The sequence below is a fragment of the Thalassolituus sp. LLYu03 genome, from assembly GCF_050507655.1.
Lineage (GTDB): Bacteria > Pseudomonadota > Gammaproteobacteria > Pseudomonadales > Oceanobacteraceae > Venatoribacter.
The window spans coordinates 972416-994983 of record NZ_CP191496.1; the positions used below are offsets into that span (position 1 = coordinate 972416).

The 22568-nt window shown below is 56.2% G+C and carries 21 protein-coding genes; 12 read left to right on the forward strand and 9 right to left on the reverse strand.

Translation table 11 applies throughout. The features are described 5' to 3' along the window. Window positions 1–153: 153 nt before the first annotated feature. From ACQUQU_RS04610 to ACQUQU_RS04635, 6 genes are all read left to right on the forward strand, one after another. On the forward strand, window positions 154–1287 hold the full coding sequence (locus ACQUQU_RS04610; RefSeq protein ID WP_430462074.1) for an acyl-CoA desaturase: 1134 nt from the start codon (window positions 154–156) through the stop codon (window positions 1285–1287). Window positions 1288–1492: 205 nt separating this feature from the next. Beyond that, the gene (locus ACQUQU_RS04615) at window positions 1493–2764 is read left to right on the forward strand and encodes an oxygenase MpaB family protein (RefSeq protein WP_430462075.1); all 1272 of its coding nucleotides are present in this window, start codon (window positions 1493–1495) and stop codon (window positions 2762–2764) included. A gap of 83 nt (window positions 2765–2847) precedes the next feature. Next, window positions 2848–3519, forward strand: coding sequence for an SDR family oxidoreductase (locus ACQUQU_RS04620; RefSeq protein ID WP_430462076.1), 672 nt, complete (start codon window positions 2848–2850; stop codon window positions 3517–3519). A 17-nt stretch (window positions 3520–3536) separates the two neighbouring features. Then, window positions 3537–3902, forward strand: coding sequence for a hypothetical protein (locus ACQUQU_RS04625; protein ID WP_430462077.1), 366 nt, complete (start codon window positions 3537–3539; stop codon window positions 3900–3902). Beyond that, the gene (locus ACQUQU_RS04630; protein ID WP_430462078.1) at window positions 3902–4558 is read left to right on the forward strand and encodes a hypothetical protein; all 657 of its coding nucleotides are present in this window, start codon (window positions 3902–3904) and stop codon (window positions 4556–4558) included. The genes ACQUQU_RS04625 and ACQUQU_RS04630 overlap by 1 nt, the downstream gene beginning before the upstream one ends. Before the next feature lie 31 nt (window positions 4559–4589). After that, window positions 4590–5258, forward strand: coding sequence for a DUF4349 domain-containing protein (locus ACQUQU_RS04635; protein WP_430462079.1), 669 nt, complete (start codon window positions 4590–4592; stop codon window positions 5256–5258). A gap of 48 nt (window positions 5259–5306) precedes the next feature. Here the strand turns inward: ACQUQU_RS04635 and ACQUQU_RS04640 are convergent, their stop codons facing one another. Beyond that, window positions 5307–5969: a nitroreductase gene (locus ACQUQU_RS04640; protein ID WP_430462080.1), complete on the reverse strand. Its 663-nt coding sequence runs from the start codon at window positions 5967–5969 to the stop codon at window positions 5307–5309. A gap of 160 nt (window positions 5970–6129) precedes the next feature. Continuing rightward, window positions 6130–7602 carry a leucyl aminopeptidase gene (locus ACQUQU_RS04645; RefSeq protein WP_430462081.1) on the reverse strand — a complete coding sequence of 491 codons (1473 nt, stop codon included), beginning with the start codon at window positions 7600–7602 and terminating at the stop codon, window positions 6130–6132. 166 nt (window positions 7603–7768) lie between these two features. Between ACQUQU_RS04645 and lptF the strand changes: the two genes are divergently transcribed. After that, window positions 7769–8839 (forward strand): LPS export ABC transporter permease LptF, encoded by a 1071-nt coding sequence (lptF, locus tag ACQUQU_RS04650; RefSeq protein ID WP_430462082.1) that lies wholly within the window; start codon window positions 7769–7771, stop codon window positions 8837–8839. Further along, window positions 8839–9903, forward strand: coding sequence for an LPS export ABC transporter permease LptG (gene lptG, locus ACQUQU_RS04655; RefSeq protein ID WP_430462083.1), 1065 nt, complete (start codon window positions 8839–8841; stop codon window positions 9901–9903). Before lptF ends, lptG begins: the two co-directional genes overlap by 1 nt. A gap of 63 nt (window positions 9904–9966) precedes the next feature. Here the strand turns inward: lptG and ACQUQU_RS04660 are convergent, their stop codons facing one another. Further along, window positions 9967–10413 carry an RDD family protein gene (locus ACQUQU_RS04660; RefSeq protein ID WP_430462084.1) on the reverse strand — a complete coding sequence of 149 codons (447 nt, stop codon included), beginning with the start codon at window positions 10411–10413 and terminating at the stop codon, window positions 9967–9969. 139 nt (window positions 10414–10552) lie between these two features. On the opposite strand from ACQUQU_RS04660, the gene pdxH reads away from it, so the two are divergent. Continuing rightward, window positions 10553–11191 (forward strand): pyridoxamine 5'-phosphate oxidase, encoded by a 639-nt coding sequence (pdxH, locus tag ACQUQU_RS04665; protein ID WP_430462085.1) that lies wholly within the window; start codon window positions 10553–10555, stop codon window positions 11189–11191. A gap of 88 nt (window positions 11192–11279) precedes the next feature. On the opposite strand, the gene ACQUQU_RS04670 is transcribed toward pdxH, so the two are convergent. The 4 genes from ACQUQU_RS04670 to ACQUQU_RS04685 form a co-directional block, all read right to left on the reverse strand. Then, window positions 11280–12224, reverse strand: coding sequence for a fructosamine kinase family protein (locus ACQUQU_RS04670; protein ID WP_430462086.1), 945 nt, complete (start codon window positions 12222–12224; stop codon window positions 11280–11282). A 126-nt stretch (window positions 12225–12350) separates the two neighbouring features. Then, window positions 12351–12812, reverse strand: a complete 462-nt coding sequence (locus tag ACQUQU_RS04675; RefSeq protein WP_430462087.1) for a hypothetical protein — start codon at window positions 12810–12812, stop codon at window positions 12351–12353. A 185-nt stretch (window positions 12813–12997) separates the two neighbouring features. Then, window positions 12998–14062, reverse strand: coding sequence for a fatty acid desaturase family protein (locus ACQUQU_RS04680; protein WP_430462088.1), 1065 nt, complete (start codon window positions 14060–14062; stop codon window positions 12998–13000). Between the two features lie 69 nt (window positions 14063–14131). After that, on the reverse strand, window positions 14132–15205 hold the full coding sequence (locus ACQUQU_RS04685; RefSeq protein ID WP_430462089.1) for an AraC family transcriptional regulator: 1074 nt from the start codon (window positions 15203–15205) through the stop codon (window positions 14132–14134). Between the two features lie 126 nt (window positions 15206–15331). Here ACQUQU_RS04685 and ACQUQU_RS04690 point away from each other — a divergent pair, with 126 nt between their 5' ends. Beyond that, complete coding sequence (locus ACQUQU_RS04690; RefSeq protein WP_430462090.1) at window positions 15332–17056, forward strand: AMP-binding protein; 1725 nt, start codon at window positions 15332–15334, stop codon at window positions 17054–17056. A 175-nt stretch (window positions 17057–17231) separates the two neighbouring features. Further along, window positions 17232–19040: an acyl-CoA dehydrogenase C-terminal domain-containing protein gene (locus tag ACQUQU_RS04695; RefSeq protein ID WP_430462091.1), complete on the forward strand. Its 1809-nt coding sequence runs from the start codon at window positions 17232–17234 to the stop codon at window positions 19038–19040. 185 nt (window positions 19041–19225) lie between these two features. Here the strand turns inward: ACQUQU_RS04695 and ACQUQU_RS04700 are convergent, their stop codons facing one another. Further along, on the reverse strand, window positions 19226–20983 hold the full coding sequence (locus ACQUQU_RS04700; protein WP_430462092.1) for a hypothetical protein: 1758 nt from the start codon (window positions 20981–20983) through the stop codon (window positions 19226–19228). Between the two features lie 265 nt (window positions 20984–21248). Between ACQUQU_RS04700 and ACQUQU_RS04705 the strand changes: the two genes are divergently transcribed. Beyond that, window positions 21249–21824 carry an OmpW/AlkL family protein gene (locus tag ACQUQU_RS04705; RefSeq protein WP_430462093.1) on the forward strand — a complete coding sequence of 192 codons (576 nt, stop codon included), beginning with the start codon at window positions 21249–21251 and terminating at the stop codon, window positions 21822–21824. Between the two features lie 56 nt (window positions 21825–21880). Here the strand turns inward: ACQUQU_RS04705 and ACQUQU_RS04710 are convergent, their stop codons facing one another. After that, window positions 21881–22486, reverse strand: coding sequence for a chalcone isomerase family protein (locus ACQUQU_RS04710; protein WP_430462094.1), 606 nt, complete (start codon window positions 22484–22486; stop codon window positions 21881–21883). Between the last annotated feature and the right edge of the window lie 82 nt (window positions 22487–22568).

Sequence of the window (22568 nt, forward strand, 5' to 3'; positions counted from 1 at the left end):
GGGTTGCTCCGCCGATGACAAAAATTTGCGTGATCCAGCGCAATTGACAGTTCCTTCGTCCTGCCTGATTCATCAATTGTGGGTTATCATTCCGGAATTGATGCTTCGGTGCCAAAAACAGAAGCACAGGATTCCCATTACAGAAACTGCGATATGAACAAAACAGATAATAACGATAAGGCCCCCATTAACTGGACGCCGGCGATTATGTTTGCCGTCACCAATCTGGTCGCTGTCACGCTGGTGCCATGGTACGGCCTGACGCATGGCTACAGTCTGTCTGCCGTGATCTGCTTTATCGTGCTGACGTCTGCCACCGAACTGGCCATCACGGCCGGTTATCACCGCCTGTGGTCGCACAACGCCTATGAGGCTCACTGGAGTCTGCGTCTGGTGTACGCCCTGTTTGGCGCAATGGCCCTGCAGAACACCATTCTGCACTGGAGTTCAGGCCACCGAGTTCATCACCGTCATGTGGACGATGTGGATCTGGATCCCTACTCGGCCAAACGCGGTCTGTGGTTCTCGCACATGGGCTGGATGCTGCGTAAATACCCAAGTGGCGAAGTGAACTTCGACAACGTTAAAAATCTGATGAAAGACCCGATTGTGATGTGGCAGTACAAGTACTACCTGCCGATCGCGCTGGGCATGAACTTCCTGCTGCCGATCGCACTGGGTCTGATGCTGGGGGATATGTGGGGCATGCTGCTGATGGCAGGCTTCCTGCGCGTAGTAACCACTCACCACTTCACCTTTTTCATCAACTCCATTGCGCACAAATGGGGCTCTCAGCCGTATACGGATGAGAACACTGCCCGAGACAATCACTTCTTCGCGTTCCTGACCTTTGGCGAGGGCTACCACAACTACCACCACATTTTTCAGACGGATTACCGTAATGGCATCAAATGGTGGCAGTGGGATCCGACCAAGTGGCTGATCCGTGGCGCCTCTTTCTTCGGTCTGGCCAGCAATCTGAAAACCGTGCCTGATTTCAAAATCCAGCGCGCCAAGCTGAAGATGCAGTTCCAGCGTGCGCAGGAAAAACTGCAGAAAGCTGCCAACAGCGAAAAATGGTCGGTACAGCTGGAAAAAGAGTACGAAGAATTCAAAACCATGGTGGCTCACTGGACCGAGCTGCAGGGCCTGAAAGTTCAGGAAACCCGTCGTAATCTGCAGGAGAAATGGGAATCAGCAGCTTTGCGCACCCGGGTGAAAGAAATCGAATACTCGCTGCGCATGCAGCAGAAGCGGCTGAAACTGCTGGTCGCACAGTTCGCCTGATCGAAGACGTTTAAAAAAGCCCCGGAATCCCGGGGCTTTTTTATGGGCGCTGCCTTTCGTACCGGCTCTGCAGGATTGCGCCGGTTGATGTCTCTGGCGTATCCGCCTGATTGTTTATATCACCGAGCCTCAAGGCTTAACTGAATAACCGCCTGACAGATACGCGCGACTGTCAGTTGGCCGCACTTTGCTGGGCTGGAATACTATGGCCATCACAGAGATTCGGATCATGAGTATGTCGGTGCAGCATCCACCCCGTTTTGTTTTTAATGCCCAAAAAAATACCTGGCGCGGGCGCAAGACCGCCTGGGGGCTGGGCCTGTTGCTGGGTTGTAAGCCCGCGCCCTCCGATGAATTACTCGATCGTGTAGCGCTCAGTTATCACCAGAGCGATGAGCTGGGTGACCGGGTGGCGGCTGAGCTCTTTCAGAATCCGTCGCTGCGCACTGCGGGGCTGAATCCGCATCAGCTGCTGAAGACGGGTGTCGAACAGGGCGCCGCGGCGGTGGGGGAGCTGACGCCGCAGCTGAAGGCCATGCTAACCATGGCCGAGACAACGCCGCATTGGGTAGATGAAGCGCAGCTCGAAACGGGGTGCGGGCTCATTCACCGCTGGGGACGGTTTGCCATGTACGCGCTGGGTGATTTCTCTCTGTTGGGCGGATACGCCAACAGTGATATCGCCAAGCCGCTGGCATTCACCGGTGCGCTTAACGGGAACAGCTCCTTCGACCGGGTATCGGAAACCACCTCGTTCTGGTTCGATGTCACCACACCGGGCGGGTTGAAGCCTGGCCATGCGGGGTTTAATTCGGCGGTCAAAGTGCGGGTCATGCACGCACTGGTGCGGGCGCGTTTGCTGCAGCACCCCGACTGGAACAGCGACGAGTGGGGCCTGCCTATTAATCAGGGCGATGCGGTCGCCACCAACGTGGCGTTCTCTATGATGATGATCACGGGGCTCGCCATGCTGGGCTGGCGCTTCCGTGATGACGAGATCGAAGCCGTACTGCATCTGTGGCGCTATGTTGCCTATCTGATGGGTGACGATTACACCCTGCTGCCGCAGACCCGGCAGGAAGGTGTCGACTGGCTGTACATTATTGCGCTCGGCAGCCGGGTGAATCCGGATGCCGACAGTCTGGAGCTGGCCCGTTCCTATCTCGACAATTTTCTGCAGGTTCCTGGTTCTCGGGCTTACCAATGGTATGTCTACTGGTTTCACCGTATGTACGCCAATTGGTTTATCCCGGCGGATATCCGCAAAGCGCTGAATATTCCCCGGGCGCCACTGTTGAGTCTGCTGCCGCTGCTGCAATTTCCTGTTATCCGCCTGCTGGACTGGGGCGCCCATCGTTTTCCGGCCATCGACCGCTGGCTGCAGCGCATCGGACGTCGGGGTCAGGCCTATATCGTCAGCAGTCGTCTGCAGGGGCGCGCTGTTACTTTTACCGACAAGCAGACGCTGGCCCGTTAACAGGGCCTGCTGTTCGCCTGTGCGGATGACCTCAAAGCGGGTAGACTTGCGCCAGTTTTGAGTGATTCCGACAGGAGACTGGTATGGCAAACGTAGTAATTACCGGAGCAAACCGTGGTATCGGGCTGGAGCTGGCCAAGCTCTACGCCGCCCGTGGCGATTCTGTGACCGGCATCTGCCGTGAAACCAGTGACGAACTGGAAGACATCGCTGATCAGGTGATCAGTGGTATCGATCTGACCGAAGAAGGCGCCATGGCGGCCATCGCTGCGATTCTGGAGCAGCTGATTGAAGGCCCGCTGGACGTTCTGATTAATAACGCCGGTATTTTCTGTAATGAAACGCTGGATAATATGGACTTCGGCAGTATTCAGCGTCAGTTCGAAGTGAACGCGCTGGTGCCGCTGATGCTGAGCTGGGAATTACTGCCGTTTATGGCCGAAGGCAGCAAAATTGCCAACATTACCAGCCGCATGGGTTCCATCGCCGACAACACCTCTGGCCACTACTATGGTTATCGTGCGTCCAAGGCTGCGCTGAACGCGTTCGGCAAATCGCTGGCGGTGGACCTGCAACCCAAAGGCATTGCCGTAGCCCAGCTGCACCCGGGTTTTGTGCAAACCCGAATGGTGGGCTTCAACGGCGATATCACGCCGGCCGAGGCCGCCGCAGGTCTGGCTGCCCGCATTGATGAACTGACACTGGAAAACACCGGTGGCTTCTGGCACTCCAATGGCCAGGCGCTGCCCTGGTAAACCGACAGGAACTGATTATGTCCAACGCCCGTATTGTAAAAAAACACCACACCCGTCTTCTTGCCGAATTCCTGGTTGAAGTGAGTCAGGACGCTGAGTGGGAAAAGAAACTGCAGGCTCTTCAGGTTGAAGACAAACTGAACACCTCAGAAGCCGGCTTTCCGGAAGAATTCCTGAAGTGGTTCCCGGAAGCGGAAACCCTGAAACTGGAATACAGCATTGAGCGTGTTGAACTGGCTGATGTGCCGCGCGCGGCCTCTTGCTGGTGGCCTCTGGAAGACAATACCCATTATTTCATGGCGTATCCGGCGCAATTCCCGCAGTCTGCTGTGTACATGGCCATCGATTTCCACGGTGACCATCAGGACTGCTGCGGTCACTGATGAGCAGCGCCAGCCCGGTCAGTGCGCTGAAAGAGCGGTTGCGTGAGCAGCGTGACCTGCTCAACGAATTGCAGTCGACACGGCTGCACAGGGCATTGAGCTGGCTGGCGGCGGCTGAACAGCAGGCCGAAGACGACGATCTGCGCTTTATTCTGGGCTGGATCAGTTTTAACGCCTGCTGTGTGGTCGAAGACGACCCTCAGGCAGCGCTCGAAGAACAACAGGCCTTTCGTCAGCTGATCGAGCAGCTGGTTCGTCTGGACACGGATGAACGCATTTATCACTGCCTCTGGCACCAGTTTTCCGGGCCAGTCCGCGCCCTGATTAAAAATCCCTACGTATTTGCCCCGTTCTGGCGTTCACAGCGATTAAACAACGATGACTGGCGTCAGCTGTTTGATTTGTCGTCGGTGGCGGCCCTGAACGCCTTGAGCCGGAAAAAAGTCGCGGAATTACTGGGTATTGTGCTTGATCGTCTGTACGTGCTGCATCATCAGGTCGTCCGTGGCGGCGCAACTTATCAGAGCCGGGTTAACCGGGAACAAGTGAAGGACGGCGCGGATTTATTATTGGCGCTGATGCCCGTGATGATCGATATTATGCTGCGGCATAACGACCGCGACTGGGGTGAGCTTGCTTATCCGGTGGTTAAGTAGGAAAAATAACTCGTTAGTTTTAAGGGACTGTATGACGAATACGCGTTTTCTGTTATTGCCGCTTTTTGTTGGCGCAATGTCGATGTTTGCCGGTTGTGCCTCAGTTAATGGTGCGGTTTATGAGCCGCAATACGCCGCCGGAGCCAATGAGCCTCAGTCGTCTGAGCGTATGGTGATTAAATCTGCAAGTCTGGAAATCGAAGTTGAGGACATTCTCTCGGCGACGGACTCGTTGAATCAGTTGGTGAAAACGCAAAGTGGCTACGTTGAATCTTCCAATGGCTCTGATGATAAAGCGCGCTTTTTAAGCATCCGAATTCCACAGCAACAGTTCGAGTCGCTACTGCAGGGCATGGGATCTTTGGGGAAAATCAAAACTCAGCGCATTTCTAGCCGTGATGTGACCGATTCGCTGGTTGATTATCAGGCGAAACTGAATAATCAGATTGTATTACGCGATCGTATGCGGGCGTTGCTGGACAAGGCCAATAAGATTGACGACATTCTGGTTCTCGAAAAAGAACTTGCCCGTCTGCAAACCGAGATTGATCGTTTGACCGCGCTCCAGAAAAATCTGCAGCAGCAGGTCGCGATGTCGGCTGTCGATGTCACACTTGAGAAAAAAGTGCAGCTCGGCCCATTGGGCTATGTTGGCTACGGTATTTACTGGGCGATCAGTAAACTCTTCGTGATTGAATAACCACTTTTGATGAAACGGGCAGCAGCTTTTCAGCTGCTGCCTGCATATTCAGCTGACGAAGGTCACGGCGTCAGCCAGTTGTGCACGATCGGTGCGGCATTTGTTGGCGTCCGCATTGTCATCGGCATAACCGAACGACATTCCGAATAAAATTCCGCGGCCTTCCGGCAGACCCAGAAACTCGTGTACCGGTTGCGGGAATTGTCCCAGTGCACCCTGCATGCAGCTGTCGATGCCTTTTTCTTTCAGCAGCAGCGTTAATGTCTGCGCATAAATACCGATGTCTACGGCACCCATGATGTCGAGGTAGGTATCCATAGTGAAAAAAGCAACGTGTGGTGCATCAAAAAATGCCCAGTTGCGCAGCATGGCCATGTTGCGTTTCATTTTATCGTCGCGGGCGATGCCCATGGCGTTGTACAGCGCGGCAGCAGAACCAAACTGACGCTCGCGATGAATACCTTCGTACGCCACTTTCCAGTTGAAGTCAGGGGCAGGCTGCTGTTGTTTCATCACGGTACCGACCAGAATTTTCTTCAGCTCGTCTTTTTTGGCACCGGACACCACAAAGGTCTGCCATGGTTGCACGTTGCAGTTCGACGGCGCGCGTTGGGCGGCGGCAAAAATGTCCTCAAGCAGGGTCTGATCGACCGGTTCCGGTTTAAACGCACGGACGGAATAGCGGGTGTTCAGGATTTCTGTGAGGGACATAGTGGTTTCTCGTTATCGGTTTGTCCGGGCATGGTAGCAGGGGCGGGCCGGTGAATTGAGGCGATAAGTGTCAGGAAGCGGGCAGAATGTGCCGAAAGCACAAATAAAAAAGCCATGGTGGTGAAACCATGGCTTTTCTATTCAGGGCGTTAATGATGCCTTATTTGGCCAGTAAATAATTCACCAGCAGAGGCACCGGACGTCCGGTCGAGCCTTTGGCTTTGCCACCGGAATTCCAGGCGGTACCGGCGATGTCCAGATGCGCCCATGGTGTACCTTCGGTGAAGCGCGACAGGAAGCAGGCGGCGGTGGTGGCGCCAGCGAGAGGACCGCCAATGTTCGCCATGTCGGCGAAGTTGGAGTCCAGCAGTTCCTGATAATCGTCTTCCAGCGGCAGGCGCCACACTTTGTCGCCACTGTAGGCTGCGGCGTTCTGCAGCTCACCGGCCAGTGTTTCGTCGGTGGTGAACAGGCCGGAGTTTACGCGTCCCAGCGCCGCCATGCAGGCACCGGTCAGGGTCGCGATGTCGACCAGACTGGCCGGTTTGAAGTTGTTGATGCCGTAGGTCATGGCGTCACACAGCACCAGACGGCCTTCGGCGTCGGTGTTCAGAATTTCAACCGTTTTACCGGACAGTGTGGTCACCACATCGCCCGGCTTGCTGGCGTGGCCGGCCGGCATATTTTCGGCGCTGGTGATCATGCCGATGACGTTAATGGCCGGTTTCAGTTCCAGCAGGGCTTTCATGGTGCCGAGCACAGAGGCTGCGCCACACATGTCGTATTTCATTTCGTCCATGTTCAGGCCCGGCTTGAGGCTGATACCACCGGTGTCGAAGGTAATGCCTTTGCCGAGAATCATGTGGGGTGCTGCGTTCTTATCGGCGGCGCCCTGGTATTTCATGACGATCATTTTGCCCGGTTCAGACGAACCTTTGGCCACCGAAACAAACGCGCCGGCGCCCAGTTTTTCCAGTTCTTCCTCATCGAGGATGGTAACGTCGAGCGCGCCCGCCGCACCCAGCTTCACGGCTTCGGCGGCCAGATACGACGGCGTGCAGATGTTCGGTGGCAGGTTGCCCAGTTCTTTGGCGTACGCCACGCCCAGTGCAATGGCTTCGCCTTTACTGAAGGCTGCGGATACATCATCGCCCAGCCAGGTCAGAGAGTCGGGCTGGCGCTTTTCTGCGGCGTCGTCTTTTTTACCTTTGGTTTCGGTGTACTTGTACAGCGCGTTGCCATAGGCCTGGGCAATCTGTTCCGCCCACCAGGCCGCTGGCAGGGTGTCGGTGGCTAAATGAGCGAGCGCCAGTGCCACGTTGCCACTGTAGCCCGAGGTAGCAGAGGCGATGGCGTTGAGGATTTTAACGGCGTCGGCGGATTTCAGCGTTTCCTTGCCGGTACCGACCAGCAGAACACGTTCGGCACCGATGCCGGCTACGGCGGGCAGCAACAGGGTCTGAGCGGTTTTGCCTTCGATGTCTCGGGCATCGATACGGGCCTGAATAAAACCACCGGAGGCCTGATCGATGGCGTTGGCGGCGTCAGATAACTTGCCTGACTGATCGAGAGTGACCACAATACAGCTGGCCTGAACGCCCGCGACCGGTTGATTCGAAATCTGGTATTGCATGCTGGCTCCTGACGGAATAAGACGACTGGAAGTACAGGGAAAGGGCTGAGCGGAATTCGCGCCTGTTATGCGGGCAGAATTACCGGCAATCAGTCTGTAAGATGCGTTCAAGTGTACGAAAATCAAGAGCGGAACACATCCGTTTAAAACAATTAAGGTAATAGCTTTGATTCTTTTCCGTTACCTGGCCCGGGAGCTGGCGGGTTCTCTGGTGGCTGTAACGACCGTGCTGCTGATGATTCTGATGAGTGGCCGTCTGATTCAGCAACTGGCGCAGGCGGCTGCCGGTGAGGTGTCGCTCAGTTTTGTGTTCCTGACCCTGCTGTTGCGTCTGCCGTCGTTTCTGGAAATGATCCTGCCGCTCGCCCTGTTTATTTCCATTTTGCTGACCTATGGCCGTCTGTACGCTGAAAGCGAGATGACGGTGCTGACCGCCACCGGTTTTTCCGACCGCAAGCTGCTGGGCTATACCCTGATTCCGGCCACTTTTCTGATGCTGGTGGTCGGCAGTTTCACGCTGGTGCTGAGCCCGTGGGGCGCCCAGAAAATGGAAAAGCTCTACGCCCAGCAGGCCAAGCTGACCGAATTTGAATTACTCGCACCGGGTCGTTTTCAGAGCACCACCAACGGCTCGCGCGTGACCTACACCGAAAAGCTGTCGGACGATAAAAAACAGATGCATCAGGTGTTCATTGCCGACGGTAATACCCTGCTGCTGGCGGACGTGGGTACTCAGTACGTCAGCGACACGACCGGCTCCCGTTTTCTGGAACTGCACAATGGTCGTCGCTACGACCTCAACCCCGGCAGCCCGGAAACCACCATTCTCGACTTCAACCGCTATGGCGTAAAAATCGCTGACGAACCGGAAGAACGCCGCAAGCTGCGCAAAGAAGCGATTCCCACCCGTGAGCTGGTGGGCGCTAAAGATCCGAAGTATCAGGCTCAGCTGCAATGGCGGATTTCCTTGATTCTGATGGTACCCATCGTGACCCTGATTGCCTTTCCGCTCTCTAAAGTAAACCCGCGTCAGGGTCGTTTTGCCCGTCTGTTTCCGGCCATAGTGCTGTTCATGGTGTACATCTCACTGATGATCGCCATGACCGGCATGATTGAAAAACGCACGCTGAATCCGGCCATTGGCCTGTGGGGGCTGCACGCTGTGTATCTGCTGATCGGACTTGGATTACTGCTGATACCAGAATTTTTGCGTCGCCAGAAAGTGAAGGGGCTGTGATGAGACAACTGGATTCTTACATCGCCCGCAACGTGTTTATGGCCACCGTGATGGTGGTTGTGGTGATCGTTGGCCTTGATGCGATTTTCACCCTGGTCGACGAGCTCGACCAGCTGAAGGGTGATTATCAGTTTGTGCAGGCACTCGAATTTATGGGGCTGCGTCTGCCGCGCCGGGCCTACGAATACATGCCGATGGCCTGTCTGATTGGCTGTCTGGCCGGTCTTGGCAGCATGGCCGCCAGCAGTGAACTGACGGTGATGCGCGCGGCCGGTATTTCAGTGGGCCGCATCAGTCTGTCGGTCCTGAAACCCATGGCTTTCCTGATGATCCTGAGTCTGGCGCTGGCCGAATTTGCGATTCCGACACTCGAGCGCATCGCTCAGTCGCAGAAAGCGGTGGCGCAGGGTAAAGACGATATTCTGTCGAACAAAGGCAAGGGATACTGGCACCGTGAAGGCAATGATTTCATGCGTTTCACGGCGGTAGAGCCCAACGGCGTACTGCACGGTGTGACGCTGTATGAATTCGACGTTGATCACGAACTGCAGCGGGTACGTACCGCCAGCCGCGCTATCTACCTGCGTTCGCACTGGCAGATGGAAAATGTGCAGGACGTTTTGCTGTTCGGCGATCGTTCCGAAGTGCGTACTTATCCGAGTGCCGAATGGGAAACCGAATTAACACCGGAAAGCCTGAGCGTGGTGATGGTGCAGCCGCGTGATATGTCGATTTCCGGTCTGTTCACCTACACCCGTTATCTGGCCAAGCAGGGCCTGAATTCCGACAACTACCTGCTGTCGTTCTGGCGTAAGGTGACGCAACCCCTGGGCACCTTTGCCCTGGTGTTGCTCGGCATTTCCTTTATTTTCGGACCGCTCAGGGCGGTAACGCCAGGCTACCGGATCTTCTCCGGTATTCTGGTCGGGCTGGTGTACAAATACGCCGAAGAACTGCTTGCACCGGCCAGTATTGTGTTTGGCTTTGCTCCTATCTGGGCGTCCATTATTCCGATTGCCGGCTGTGCTCTGGCGGGCGGGCTCCTGCTGCGCAAGGCCGGATAAACGTTCGGCGGGCAATAAAAAAAGGCGCCAGTGGCGCCTTTTTTATTGGGCAGAATAGTCGGTTCAGTCCATGTTTTTGGGCAGAAAGACCACACGGGTCAGTGACGCCATGTCGTGCCAGGTGCGCTGGCGTTTATCAAACAGCATCCACCAGTAACCCAGACCGGCGGCGAGCAGCGAGAAGAAGCCAATGCCAGAGCGCAGCATGCACTGGCTGAGGCGTACCGGGCCTTTTTCTTCGCTGATCAGGCGGATGCGCCAGGCTTTCATGCCTACGGTCTGGCCGCCTTTGCGCCAGGAGTGGCTGTAGTAGAGGAAGCTCACGGTAAACAGCAGGGACGCCGACACCGACCAGGGCAGGGCGCCCGGAAACTCGCCGGTGCTGGCTTTCAGCAGGCCGACGACAACAAACCCCACCGCAATGTAGAGGGCGATGACGATCAGTCCGTCGTAAACCAGCGCTGCCAGACGACGAAGCAAATTGGCGGTAGGGTAATTCTGAGCCGACATAGTTTGGATTCCGGGTTCTGTTTTCGCCGCGCATGATAACAAAAGCCGCTGCGGTTGCGCCTGCTTTTCCCCGCGACAGATCAATACCCGGCGGCGGATGTGGGGCATAATGACAGCAGTTACACAGGGGAGATTCCTTATGGTTAATCTGGGCGATATCCGCCGCCAGTACACGCAGGGCCGGCTTGATGAAACCCGCGCTGCGGACGATCCGATGACGCAGTTCCACGCCTGGTTTGAGCAGTACCGCGAAACCGGTCCGCTGGAGCCGACCATCATGACCGTCGCCAGTGTCGATGCCGACGGTCAGCCGTGGCAGCGGGTGCTGCTGCTGAAAGCCTATGACGAGCAGGGCTTCGTATTTTTCACCAATTACGAAAGCAATAAAGGCCGTCATTTTGAGCAGAACAATAAGGCCAGCCTGCATTTCTTCTGGATGAATCTGGAGCGTCAGGTGCTGGTGCAGGGCGGTGTCGAGAAAATCAGCCGCGAAGAAGCGGCGGCGTATTTTCATTCCCGTCCGCGGGAAAGCCAGCTCGGCGCCTGGGCCTCGGCGCAGAGTCGTCCACTGAACAACCGTGCGGAGCTGGAAGCGAAATTCGCCGAGGTATCGGCCCGTTACGACGGTCAGGACGTACCGCTGCCGGATTACTGGGGCGGTTTCCGCCTGCGCCCGACGCGGGTTGAGTTCTGGCAGGGTGGTGAGCACCGTCTGCACGACCGGGTGGAATACACACCTGTTGGTGATGGCTGGCATAAGCAGCGTCTGAACCCTTAAGCGGTTTTGACGGCGTAATTCCAATAAAAAGCCCGCTTAACGCGGGCTTTTTATTGGTTTTTTATGGCGGGCGTTGGCGGCGGTGCCGTTACATCTGACGGATCAGGCTTTCAGCCTGCGCCACGTAGCTGCCACCGAACATCAGCGCATGATTCAGCACATGATAGAGCTGGTACACCGCCATGCGGTCGCGGTAGCCGGCGTCGATGGTGGTGACGCTCTGGTAGCCGTCGTAGAAGGCTTTCGGGAACCGCCCGAACAGTTCGGTCATAGCCAGATCGGTTTCGGCGTCGCCGTAGTAACTGGCCGGGTCGAACAGCACCGGATACGACAGCTGACGGTCCGGATTAAACCCTATGTTGCCGGACCACAGGTCGCCGTGCAGCAGGGCAGGCGTTGGCTGGTGGTCGCGCAGTACGCGGTAGGCACATTCGAGCGCGTGTTGCTGGCGGGCGATACGTACGCCTTGCTCAGCAAGACGGCCAAACTGAGGCTGCAGACGTTGCTGCAGGAAGAAATCGGCCCAGTTGTCGCGCCAGCGGTTGTCCTGTGGGGTTTCGCCACACCAGGTGGTGCCGTCGAAGCCGTAGCCTTTGTCGGAGGTGGCGCCATGCAACTGCGCCAGTTGCTGACCGGCGGAGAACCAGTCGCCGTGAACGGCCAGTGGGATGTGCTGCAGAATCAGATACGACATGTCCGCCGCGCCCTGACGCTCCACGGTGCCAATCGCCAGCGGGGCGCAGACCGCCATGGTGTGAGTGCCCATTAACGCCAGCAGGCTGCGCTGCTCGGCTTCAAAATGCGAGCGGTACGCCACGTCCTGACATTTGATAAAAAACGCACCGGCCTCGGTCTGCACCGTGAATTGCTGCTGAATGCGGTTTTTGTGCTGGCTGAACCCGTTGAGGTTGACGGCCGACGGGAACAGCTGACGGTTGGCGACGGCGTGTTCGAGAATATCGCCGATCAGTTCCCGGCTGACCTGATCATCCCGGTAGTCGGACAGGTGGTGCAGCGAAAAGGCGGAGTTCATAGAGGGCATCCGTTGAACATTACCAGCCCAGTGTATAAGCCCTGTGCCGGCAAAGATGCCAATCAGTTAACACTCTTTCAGCGCTGGTTTTCGCAAAAACCAGCAAAACCTGTCTCTTGCAGCGCTTCAGTCGTCGCTGCGGCCGTGTTCGCTGGCCCAGCGCTTCAGCATGCGGTAGACGCGGTCGTCACATGGCATGTGCAGGGAATCGTCGCTGACCGGTACACCGCGCTGCACGATTTCACGGGCATCGCCGATCTCGATGCTGAGATCGCGGTTACAGGCTTCGTAGATCTTCTCCAGCATGAAGGTGACGCGTTCGGTGTCGTCGGCGTACAGATACGGCTGCTCGAGGTCGCCTTCCAGCTCGCGGATCACGGACCACAGGGTTTCGCCACGCTGGTACAGGGTGTCGGGGGTAATGCCGTGCAGATCCTGCAGTGCGATATCCCAGTCGTCCCAGTCGTCGTCGGGCTGGATCAGCGTGGTTTTGATCTGACCGTCGGCCATGGACCAGGCGATGGCGACCGGATGGGCGTGTTCTTCCCAGGAGCTGCCGTCGATGGCGATAAACTGCGGGTACTGCATGCGGGATTCTCAGATAAATGGGGTAGCAGGGCGCAGTTTACCGCAAGCGTCTGACGCTGTAATGCTCAGGCGGGGCGGATGTCGGCGATGCGGCGCAGCAGAGCATCCAGCACATCGATCACGTCCGCCCCGTCAGTTTGAGCCAACAAGGCCTTGTGCAGAAAGCGTTGCCCGGAATGGATTCCTCAGTCCGGGCGTCCCATGCTTTTCAGATGGCGGTAATGGGCCGCCAGTGCCTGCCACAGGGTGGCGTAACTGCGGACCGGCTGGCCGAGTGCGGCACACTGCTGAGTCAGGATCGCGTGCAGCGCCGGGTAGTGAACATGACTGACGCGCGGAAACAGGTGATGTTCGACCTGAAAGTTGAGTCCGCCCAGTGCCCAGGTCAGAAAGCGGCTTTGAGGGGCGAAATCCACTGTGGTGCGCAGCTGATGCACCGCCCATTCGTCGTGCATCACGCCCTTGTCATCCGGTTGCAGAAACTCCGCCTGATCCACCACGTGGGCCAGCTGAAACACCACGGCAAACAACACGCCGAGAATGGCGTGCATCAGCAGGAAGCCGACCACCACTTGCTCTGTGCTTAAGAGCTGCAGCGGCAGGACCAGATAAATCAGCACATACAGCACTTTGCTCAGTAAAAACTCGGCGTGATCCGACGCCTTCATACGGTGGCTGAAATCGCGCTCACCGATTTTCTGGCGCAGCCAGGCTTTGTAATCGAGCACGAAAAACCAGAACAGACTGGTGAGCGGGTACAGAAACCACACGTACAGGTGCTGCGCGCGGTGAAAACCATAATGCTTCTGGCGCGGACTCATGCGGAACAGCCCCAGCGCGTCGATGTCTTCGTCGACGTCGTCCACATTGGTGAAGCTGTGGTGATTGCGGTTGTGCTTCTGCGCCCAGTAGTAGCGGTTGCTGCCGATCAGATTAAAGGTCAGGGCGGCCAGCTGATTGAGCCTGCGTGAGCGGCTGAACGACTGATGCGCACCGTCGTGCATGATGTTGAAACCCACCAGTGCGGTCGCGGCGCCGTGAATCAGCCACGCCAGCCAGTTAAGTTCACCGGTGACGGTCAGCATGGCAACAAAGCTTGTGCAGAACAGCGTCAGAATAATAAAGGCTTTGCGGTACAGACGGCCGTTGCCGGAGCGGGCTGTCTGTTGGTCGCGGAAGTACTGATCCACCGCGGCAGATAATGCGCGGTGTACGGGGCGTTCGCCGCCCGGGAAGTGAGCCTGTGTCATGATTTTTTATGATTGTTATTCGGCCAGGCCCTCATCGTACCGGATCAGGGCCATTTGTAAACGATGGTTTCAGATTGCCTCGTCGTCGGTCTGTCCCTGCGCCTGTTTGCGGAACGCACGCGGCGACATGCCCAGCCAGCGGCGGAATGCCCGGCCAAAATTGGACGGATCGTTGTAGCCCAGCAGGTGTGCGATTTCTTCCACCGCGGTGCCGGTTTCCAGCAGCAGGTGCAGTGCCTGCTCACGGCGCGCTTCATCAATGATGTTCTGGTAGGTGGTGTTCAGCTGTGCCAGCTGGCGGTTGATGGTGCGCGGGCTGGAGTTCAGGGTTTTGGCCATCACTGCCAGTGTCGGGAAGGCGTTCAGTCGGTCGATATTGCGCCGGATCTGGGTCACCAGATCCTGACCGCGGTCGAGTTCGGCCAGCAGCTTTTCGCATTCCGCTTCGGCCATGCGGCGGGCGGTGGTGTTGGCCGTGGACACCGGCGTTTCCAGCAACCAGGACGGAATGCACAGCTGATTGTGTGGCTGATTGAACATCACCGGAATGCCGAGAATGCCTTCGTAACAGGAGGCTGGCCGCAACGGACCCTCGCTGAATTTGGCCACGGCGGCCAGCTCTTCCGAGTTCTGGGTCAGGAAGCGGGCAATGGTGACAAAGGTCGAAATAATGTTCTGCACCACAAACGAGAAGGTGCTCGGCATCGCCGCCAGCCGGTTGATCTGGATGATGGCGGTGTCCTTATCGTTGATGAAGCGGATATCGGCCAGCAGGGTACGGGTGCGGGCGTAACGGATGGCGAGTGATAACGCCTGCCCTAAGTTGTCACTGGCGAGTATGGCGAAGCCCAAAAAACCGTGGCTGGAGATGTTCATGCGCCGGCCATGTTCCAGGCCCAGGAGCGGGTCGCCGCTTAAGATCAGCGCGTTTTCCACCACCTTGTGGTACTGCAACGGCGAAATAAATTCCTGCGGGCTGGTCAGGGTTCTGGCGGTCAGGCCGGTGCCCTGAGTCAGCTGTGCGGTGCTGATGCCCTGTTGCTGCAGCAGGTCGATCAGCTGGCTCAGATATTCGGTGCCGATGAACGCTCGGCTGGCGGCAGACGTGGTGTGGATGCTGTCCGCGGTGGAACTGTTGACCATAAAAAACCGGTGGTAATGTGGCGTGTAATGACCGGAAGCATGTCACGTTTTCCACTTTCACTCAATGCGCCTTTGCTGCATAGTGGCCGCAAACAAAAACAAGAACCAACAACGGAGAGTACCCTCGTGGATGCATCGTTCTGGGATGGTAAGCGCGCACCCGGTGTGCCGGATCAGATTAATCTCGACCAATACAATGCCGTGGTTGAGGTAATTGAAAGCGCTTTCCAGCGTTACGCCGACCGTCCGGCGTTTACCAGCATTAACTACACCCTGACCTACCGTCAGATCGACGAATACAGTGCCGCATTTGCCGCGTATCTGCAGAATCACACCAGCCTGAAGCCGGGTGACCGCATTGCGATTCAGATGCCGAACATTCTGCAATTCCCGATCGCCATGTACGGCGCCCTGCGTGCCGGCCTGATCGTGGTGAACACCAACCCGCTCTACACCGAACGTGAGATGCTGCACCAGTTCAACGACTCCGGTGCCAAGGCGCTGGTGTGTATGGATGTGTTCGCCCGTTCTGTGCAGAACATCAAAGATCAGACGGGCCTTAAGCACATCATTGTGACCTCACTGGCCGACATGCTGCCGCTGGTGAAGCGCACCCTGATCAACGCCGCGGCCAAGCACATCAAAAAAATGGTGCCGCCGTATCAGCTGCCGCAGGCGGTGGCTTTCCGCAAAGCGCTGTCGCTGGGCGGTAAGATCGGTGGTTTTGTGCCGAATTACATGCGCAATCCGAACGACACCATCATTCTGCAGTACACCGGCGGTACCACAGGCGTAGCCAAAGGCGCTGAGCTGACCAACCGCAATCTGGTGGCCAACATGCTGCAGGCCCGTGCGCAGCTGAGCCAGATTGATCCGGTGAGCGGTGAGAAAATCAAACCGGATACCGGTGCCAAAGTGGTGGCCCCGCTGCCGCTGTACCACATTTATTCCTTTACCGTGCACCTGATGGCGCTGTTTGAACTGGGCGACCAGAGCATCCTGATTGCCAACCCGCGTGATACCAATATGTTCGTGCGCATGATGAAACCGCACAAACTGACCGGTGTGATTGGTCTGAACACGCTGTTTGTTTCTCTGCTCAATCATCCGGAATTCAAAACCCTGGATTTCAGCCAGCTGAAACTGACGCTGTCGGGTGGTACTGCGCTGGTGGAAGACACCGCCAAACGCTGGAAAGAGATGACCGGCTGCGGCATTTCTGAAGCCTATGGTCTGACAGAATGTTCGCCGGCGGTGTGTATGAACCCGGCGGGAGGCCTTGAACAGATGGGCACCTGTGGTCAGGCTGTACCGGGCACTGCGCTGAAATGCATCGACGCCGAAGGCAACGAAGTGGCGGTGGGCGAGCGCGGTGAGCTGTGTGTAAAAGGTCCGCAGGTGATGAAAGGTTACTGGAATCGTCCGGAAGCCACCGCCGACAGCTTCACGCCCGACGGCGAATGGTTGCGCACCGGTGACGTGGCCGTGATCGACGAAGACGGCTTCGTCAAAATCGTCGACCGCATTAAAGACCTGATTCTGGTATCGGGCTTTAACGTGTACCCGAACGAAATTGAAGATGTGGTTTCTCAGCACCCGGCGGTTGAAAACTGTGCGGCCATCGGTGTGCCGGACGAGAAAACCGGTGAAGCGGTGAAACTCTTCATCGTCGCCACCAACCCGAACGTTACGGTCGATGAAATCCGCAAGCACTGCCGCGACAACATGACCGCCTACAAAGTGCCGCGTTACATCGAGTTCCGTTCCGAACTGCCGATGTCACCAGTCGGCAAGATTCTGCGTCGTGAACTGAAGGACGAAGAAGCAAAAAAGCGCGCTGAGATCGCCTGATCTCTGAGCCAGAAAAAGCCCGCCCCGCGCGGGCTTTTTTGTGCCTGTTATTTCTCTGCTGACTTACCCAAGTGACGCCCGGTGCAGGGCCTTCAGGCCAATGGTTTGCGGGCCCCGTGTCGCCACAATCGGCGACGTTTACAACACCATTCCCGTGTCATCCTGAGGAAGTGAAATGATTCAGTACAAAGCACCGATTAAAGATATTCAGTTTCTGATTAACGAAGTATTCGATTTTCAGGCCCACTACAAACAGATTCCGGGCGGCGACGAAGCCACACCGGACATGGTGGACGCCATCCTGACCGAAGCCGCGCGCTTCAGCGAAGAAGTTGTATCGCCTCTGTACCAGAGCGGCGATGACGGCTGTGTGTGGAAAGACGGTGACGTGATCACCCCGAAAGGTTTTAAAGAGGCGTACGGTCAGTACGTGGAAGGCGGCTGGCAGGGCATGTCGGCGCCGGTTGAATACGGTGGTCAGGGCCTGCCGCTGTCACTTGGCGTGATCAAATCCGAAATGATCGGCACCGCCAACTGGGTGTGGGGCATGTACCCCGGCCTGTCGCTGGGCGCGATGAACACCATCTACATGCACGGTACCGAAGAGCAGAAACAAACCTATCTGGTGCCACTCACCGAAGGCCGCTGGACCGGCACCATGTGTCTGACCGAGCCGCAGTGTGGTACCGACCTGGGTCAGGTGAAAACCAAAGCCGAACCCAATGGCGATGGCAGCTACAGCCTGACCGGCACCAAGATTTTTATCTCCTCCGGTGAGCACGATTTCACCGAGCAGATTGTGCACATTGTGCTGGCGCGTCTGCCGGATGCACCGAAAGGCACCAAGGGTATTTCGCTGTTTATTGTGCCGAAATTCAACGTGAACGCCGACGGTTCACTGGGTGACCGCAACCCGGTTAGCTGTGGTTCGATTGAAGAAAAAATGGGTATTCACGGTTCATCCACCTGCGTGATGAACTTTGACGGTGCCCGAGGTTTTCTGATCGGACCGGAGCACAAAGGTCTGATGTGCATGTTCACGTTTATGAACACCGCCCGTATCGGTACGTCCATTCAGGGTGTGGGTGCCGCAGAGCTGTCCTTCCAGGGCGCACTGCCGTACGCCAAAGAGCGTCGCTCTATGCGCTCCCTGAGCGGCACCAAGCAGCCTGAACAGGTGGCCGATTCACTGATCGTGCACCCGGACGTACGCCGCATGCTGCTGACGCAGAAAGCCATCGCGGAAGGTGGCCGTGCCATGCTGTATTACGCCGCCCGTCTCGCCGATTTTATGATGGCCGAGCACATGAAAGGCAATAAGGCCGGCTACGAAGACTTCGACGACAAACTCGGTTTCCTGACCCCTATTCTGAAAGCCTTCCTGACCGAGCTGGGTTACGAGGCGGCAAACCACGGTGTGCAGGTTTATGGTGGTCATGGCTTTATTAAAGAGTGGGGCATGGAACAGATTATCCGTGATACCCAGATCGCCAAGCTGTACGAAGGCACCACCGGCGTTCAGGCGCTGGACCTGCTGGGCCGAAAAATTCTGCTGGGTAAACTGAAATCCTTTAACGAATTCCGTGAAGTGGTTTCCGCCTTTATCAAAACTCACGAGAACCGCGCAGAAATGAAACCGCTGATGAAACAACTGAAGCGTTACATGCTGCAATGGCGCATCAATACTTACCGTATTGCCTTTAAAGCGGCGAAGAACCGCGACATGGTTGGCTCTGCATCGGTCGATTACCTGATGTACTCCGGTTATATCGTCATGGGCTTCTTCTGGGCCATGATGGCGGATAAAGCCTACAGCGGCCTTAAGTCGGGTAAAGGCGATCAGGATTTCTACCGCGCGAAAATTCAGACCGCCGAATTCTACTTCGATCGTCTGCTGCCACGCGCCAAGGGCCACAGCAAAATGATGCTGAAAGACCCGCGTACCCTGATGCAGATGAAAGAAGAGCATTTCGCTTTCCTGTAAATCTGAGCCGTGCCAACGGTCTGGGTGTTGTCTGAACAGCAGCGCCCGGCGGATAGCCCCAAATAAAAAGAGCAGGCATTGCCTGCTCTTTTTTATTGCTGTTTATCCGAGAAACATCCGGTTGTGCGGTTGGGCTCTTACAGAACAATCCTCAGAGTTGCACCATCGTCAGAGTTGCACCGTCTTCAGAGTTGTACCATCGTCAGCGAGAAGCACACGCGAATGCTGTTGCCGTCGTCGCTCTGGGTGCGTCCGATGCAGCCATGGAAGCGCATATTCAGCACATGCTCGCACAGGGCAAACACATCTTTCTGTTCGTCACACAATTCGCTCGTGGTGCCTTCGGGCAGTTTGAATTCGGCGCAGAACTCGACGTGCTCATCGACCAGTTTTAAATACAGATCGACCTGTTCGGCCACCTTCATGGCGGGGTCGCGCAATACCACTTTGTCGACCAGAAAGCGGATCATGTCCGGATTTTCTTCGATGATCAGCGAAAACGGCAGGTGGCTGCGCAATACGTCCTGACGGATATCCGGATGCGCACTCAGCCAGTCGCTGAGGCAGCGGGCGAGGTTAATGCTGCTGCGGTTTTCGGCAGTCGACAGGGTCAGATATTCGGTCAGGGCCTGCAGCGCAGGCAGCTCGCGGTGACTGTCACTTAATGGTTTGATCTGTTTCAGCAACAGATGATTAATGCTCAGCTGCTGCTGGCTCAGGGCCTGGGCACGGCTGCGTTCCACTTCCTGTTCGAGCTGGCGGATGGTGGCCTTGGCTCGCAGTTGTTCGTTGTACAGTTCTTCGGTGCGCTGCGTGACTTTATTTTCCAGCGATACCGCGAGTTCGCGCGATTGTTTCAGCGCCTGTTCTTCGCGGGTACGGTCAACCACACAGATCAGAATCTGCGCCGGGCGCGTCTCCTGATAGCGGGTGGTCTGCATGGTTACTTCCAGAAAACGCTCTTCGTTGCGGAAGTTGCGGATCAGGAAAGAGTCGTGAATTTTCCCCAGCCGGCCAAGCAATAACTGATTAATGCGTTCTTTCTGCTGCATGGCATCGCCGCCGGAGATGCGGTTAACCAGCGCTTCCATCGGATGCGGAATGCTCTCCAGTTCGTACTCTGTGGTGCCGAGCTGCGAGGCAAAATGCGAATTACTGGTCCACTGGTCTTTATTGGCGGAATAGGTGCAGAAGCCGATAGCGGCATTGTTGATGGCCAGACTCAGCTGCTCTTTGATGTTTTCCAGTTCCTGCCGGTTGCGGTCGTGGTCGAGCATGTCCTGCTGCAGCCGCTTGCGCATGTTATTCACGGCGTCGGCGACTATGGTGAGTTCGTCTTTGTTGCCCTGTGCCTCGCCGGTGTTCAAGGGCATTTCCAGATTGCGCAGACTGAACTGGTTTGCCCATTCCGACATCAGTGCCAGCCGTCGCGTGACCAGCTGGTGGACAATAAACAGCACAAACAACGACACCGAAAAGGTTTTGAAGAACTGCGTTACCAGAATGTTGACGGCTTTTTCGCGGATTTCATGGCGCAGGCCGGTGTGATCCATGCTGATGTGCAGCGTACCCAGCTGATAATTCTGCCCGGCACTGGAGAATTCCAGAGGAAAGGAATATTGCTGATCCGACTGACTGTAGGCATTGCCCGCACTGTGCAGTACCGACTCTTTGTTTTCGATGTACACATACACCACACCGGGGAAGTTCAGGATGCCGCTCAGCTGCGCTTCGATCTGGCGGAAGTCGAAGTTCCACAGACTGTAACTGACGCTCTGCTGATAACTGGTGCGGATCTGTTCGAGATTTTTGTCAAAGCTGCTCAGGCCGCGCATATAGTCAGTGCGCAGAATGAAGGCGAAGGCGGCCAGCGTGGTAATAAAGCTGAATGCCAGAAGATAGGTAATCAGCTTACGCCCGATGATGGTTGAGTACTTGAACATAGTGTCAGGTGCTGGTCATTCCTTGAGATGAGAGAACTATAGCGGCAAATCCGGTAACTCTGCCATCCCGGCGCGCCCCGTTGAATGAAAGACTTGTGCCAAAACAGAGAGTTAACGGTGGTTTCACAGGGCAAAGTTGATTTGCCACAAGTTTTTTATGGGTATGAATTCAGTGCCTTTTTTTTATTGATTTGCATCAAACCGGTGCAAACGCCTTCCGATAATCTGGCGCCATCTAGTTACTGCACAGACTAAGGAGTGCGAGATGAAACTGCTGAAAACCCTGTTGGCATCTGCCGTAGCCGTATCTGCAATGCCAGCACTGGCGTATGAAGCCGGTGATATCGTGGTGAAGGCTGGCGTTGTTAACGTAAACCCTAAAAAAGACAGCGGTATTGATGGTGTGACCGTGGGTGACGACACCCAGCTGGGTCTGACCCTGACCTACATGGTGGCTCCACAGGTTGGCGTAGAAGTACTGGCGGCGACTCCGTTCAAGCACAGCGTATATGCCGGTGGCGACCGTGTAGCGACCACCAAGCACCTGCCACCAACTGTGTCTGCTCAATACTACCCGCTGGATGCTGCGTCCAAGATTCAGCCGTACGTGGGTCTGGGTGTGAACCATACCTTCTTCTTCGACGAAGACGGCATTGTCAGCCATCTGGGTAAAAGCTGGGGTCTGGCGTACTCCGCTGGCGTGAATTACGACCTGGGTGACAATCTGCTGGCCAACGTTGCCGTGTGGAAAATTGATATCGATACCGAACTGAATGGTTCCGGTACTGACGTTGAAATCGACCCGCTGGTGTTCATGGTCGGTGCAGGTATGAAGTTCTGATACTTCGCTGTTAAAAAAGCCGCGCGATTGCGCGGCTTTTTTTATGTCTGGCGGATTTATTCGGCGCTGACTTTCAGGGCGTTGTCATCCAGTCCCAGCACGCCTTCTTTAAACGCTTGTGTCACCGGATGCTCGCCAATCCAGATGCGCATCAGGGCATCGAACAGATCTTTTCCCGGAATAATTCCTTTTTCCTCGCCACGGATAACAACCCGTGAACCGATTCCGGGCAGATATTCCACATAACCCACATCGCCTTTTTCCATTTTGCTGTCGAACATTTTCACCAGCGTCTGCAGGCGGTCGTTGAGAGCTGCGGCTTCGGCTTCGCTCAGGTTCAGCTGCATAGAGTCGTACATGGCGGTGGCGATGCGTCGCCCGCTCACCCGGTCGACCAGAATGTGATAAACCACGCGCTTATAGCCGTCATCCTGAATCAGGGCTTCAGCGTCGTGCCCCGGTTGCTCGACGTACATGAGGCCGACGTAGGCATCCACCAGATAATACATAGTGCGCACGGCGGCACCGTTTAAACGGGCTTCGTTGTGTTCGGCGGTTTGGGGCAGTACTTCGGGAAAGGTGTAGCCGGCGATGGTGCGGGCGTTGGCGGCAGAAAAAGCGAGCGGTAACAGGGCAAGAGCGATCAGCGCAGGTCGGATCATAGTGAGTCTTCCTTGTTGTTATTATCAAAACCACTCTATGCCTGTGGCCAGCGTCTAACAACGTCGCCGTTTCGCGGACTCA

Excerpts from the sequence above, each read along its gene's own strand:
- ACQUQU_RS04610 (WP_430462074.1), top strand. The coding sequence starts at position 154 with ATGAACAAAACAGATAATAACGATAAGGCCCCCATTAACTGGACGCCG.
- ACQUQU_RS04615 (WP_430462075.1), top strand. The coding sequence starts at position 1,493 with ATGGCCATCACAGAGATTCGGATCATGAGTATGTCGGTGCAGCATCCA.
- ACQUQU_RS04620 (WP_430462076.1), top strand. The coding sequence starts at position 2,848 with ATGGCAAACGTAGTAATTACCGGAGCAAACCGTGGTATCGGGCTGGAG.
- ACQUQU_RS04625 (WP_430462077.1), top strand. The coding sequence starts at position 3,537 with ATGTCCAACGCCCGTATTGTAAAAAAACACCACACCCGTCTTCTTGCC.
- ACQUQU_RS04630 (WP_430462078.1), top strand. The coding sequence starts at position 3,902 with ATGAGCAGCGCCAGCCCGGTCAGTGCGCTGAAAGAGCGGTTGCGTGAG.
- ACQUQU_RS04635 (WP_430462079.1), top strand. The coding sequence starts at position 4,590 with ATGACGAATACGCGTTTTCTGTTATTGCCGCTTTTTGTTGGCGCAATG.
- ACQUQU_RS04640 (WP_430462080.1), bottom strand. The coding sequence starts at position 5,969 with ATGTCCCTCACAGAAATCCTGAACACCCGCTATTCCGTCCGTGCGTTT.
- ACQUQU_RS04645 (WP_430462081.1), bottom strand. The coding sequence starts at position 7,602 with ATGCAATACCAGATTTCGAATCAACCGGTCGCGGGCGTTCAGGCCAGC.
- lptG (WP_430462083.1), top strand. The coding sequence starts at position 8,839 with ATGAGACAACTGGATTCTTACATCGCCCGCAACGTGTTTATGGCCACC.
- ACQUQU_RS04660 (WP_430462084.1), bottom strand. The coding sequence starts at position 10,413 with ATGTCGGCTCAGAATTACCCTACCGCCAATTTGCTTCGTCGTCTGGCA.
- pdxH (WP_430462085.1), top strand. The coding sequence starts at position 10,553 with ATGGTTAATCTGGGCGATATCCGCCGCCAGTACACGCAGGGCCGGCTT.
- ACQUQU_RS04670 (WP_430462086.1), bottom strand. The coding sequence starts at position 12,224 with ATGAACTCCGCCTTTTCGCTGCACCACCTGTCCGACTACCGGGATGAT.
- ACQUQU_RS04675 (WP_430462087.1), bottom strand. The coding sequence starts at position 12,812 with ATGCAGTACCCGCAGTTTATCGCCATCGACGGCAGCTCCTGGGAAGAA.
- ACQUQU_RS04680 (WP_430462088.1), bottom strand. The coding sequence starts at position 14,062 with ATGACACAGGCTCACTTCCCGGGCGGCGAACGCCCCGTACACCGCGCA.
- ACQUQU_RS04685 (WP_430462089.1), bottom strand. The coding sequence starts at position 15,205 with ATGGTCAACAGTTCCACCGCGGACAGCATCCACACCACGTCTGCCGCC.
- ACQUQU_RS04695 (WP_430462091.1), top strand. The coding sequence starts at position 17,232 with ATGATTCAGTACAAAGCACCGATTAAAGATATTCAGTTTCTGATTAAC.
- ACQUQU_RS04700 (WP_430462092.1), bottom strand. The coding sequence starts at position 20,983 with ATGTTCAAGTACTCAACCATCATCGGGCGTAAGCTGATTACCTATCTT.
- ACQUQU_RS04705 (WP_430462093.1), top strand. The coding sequence starts at position 21,249 with ATGAAACTGCTGAAAACCCTGTTGGCATCTGCCGTAGCCGTATCTGCA.
- ACQUQU_RS04710 (WP_430462094.1), bottom strand. The coding sequence starts at position 22,486 with ATGATCCGACCTGCGCTGATCGCTCTTGCCCTGTTACCGCTCGCTTTT.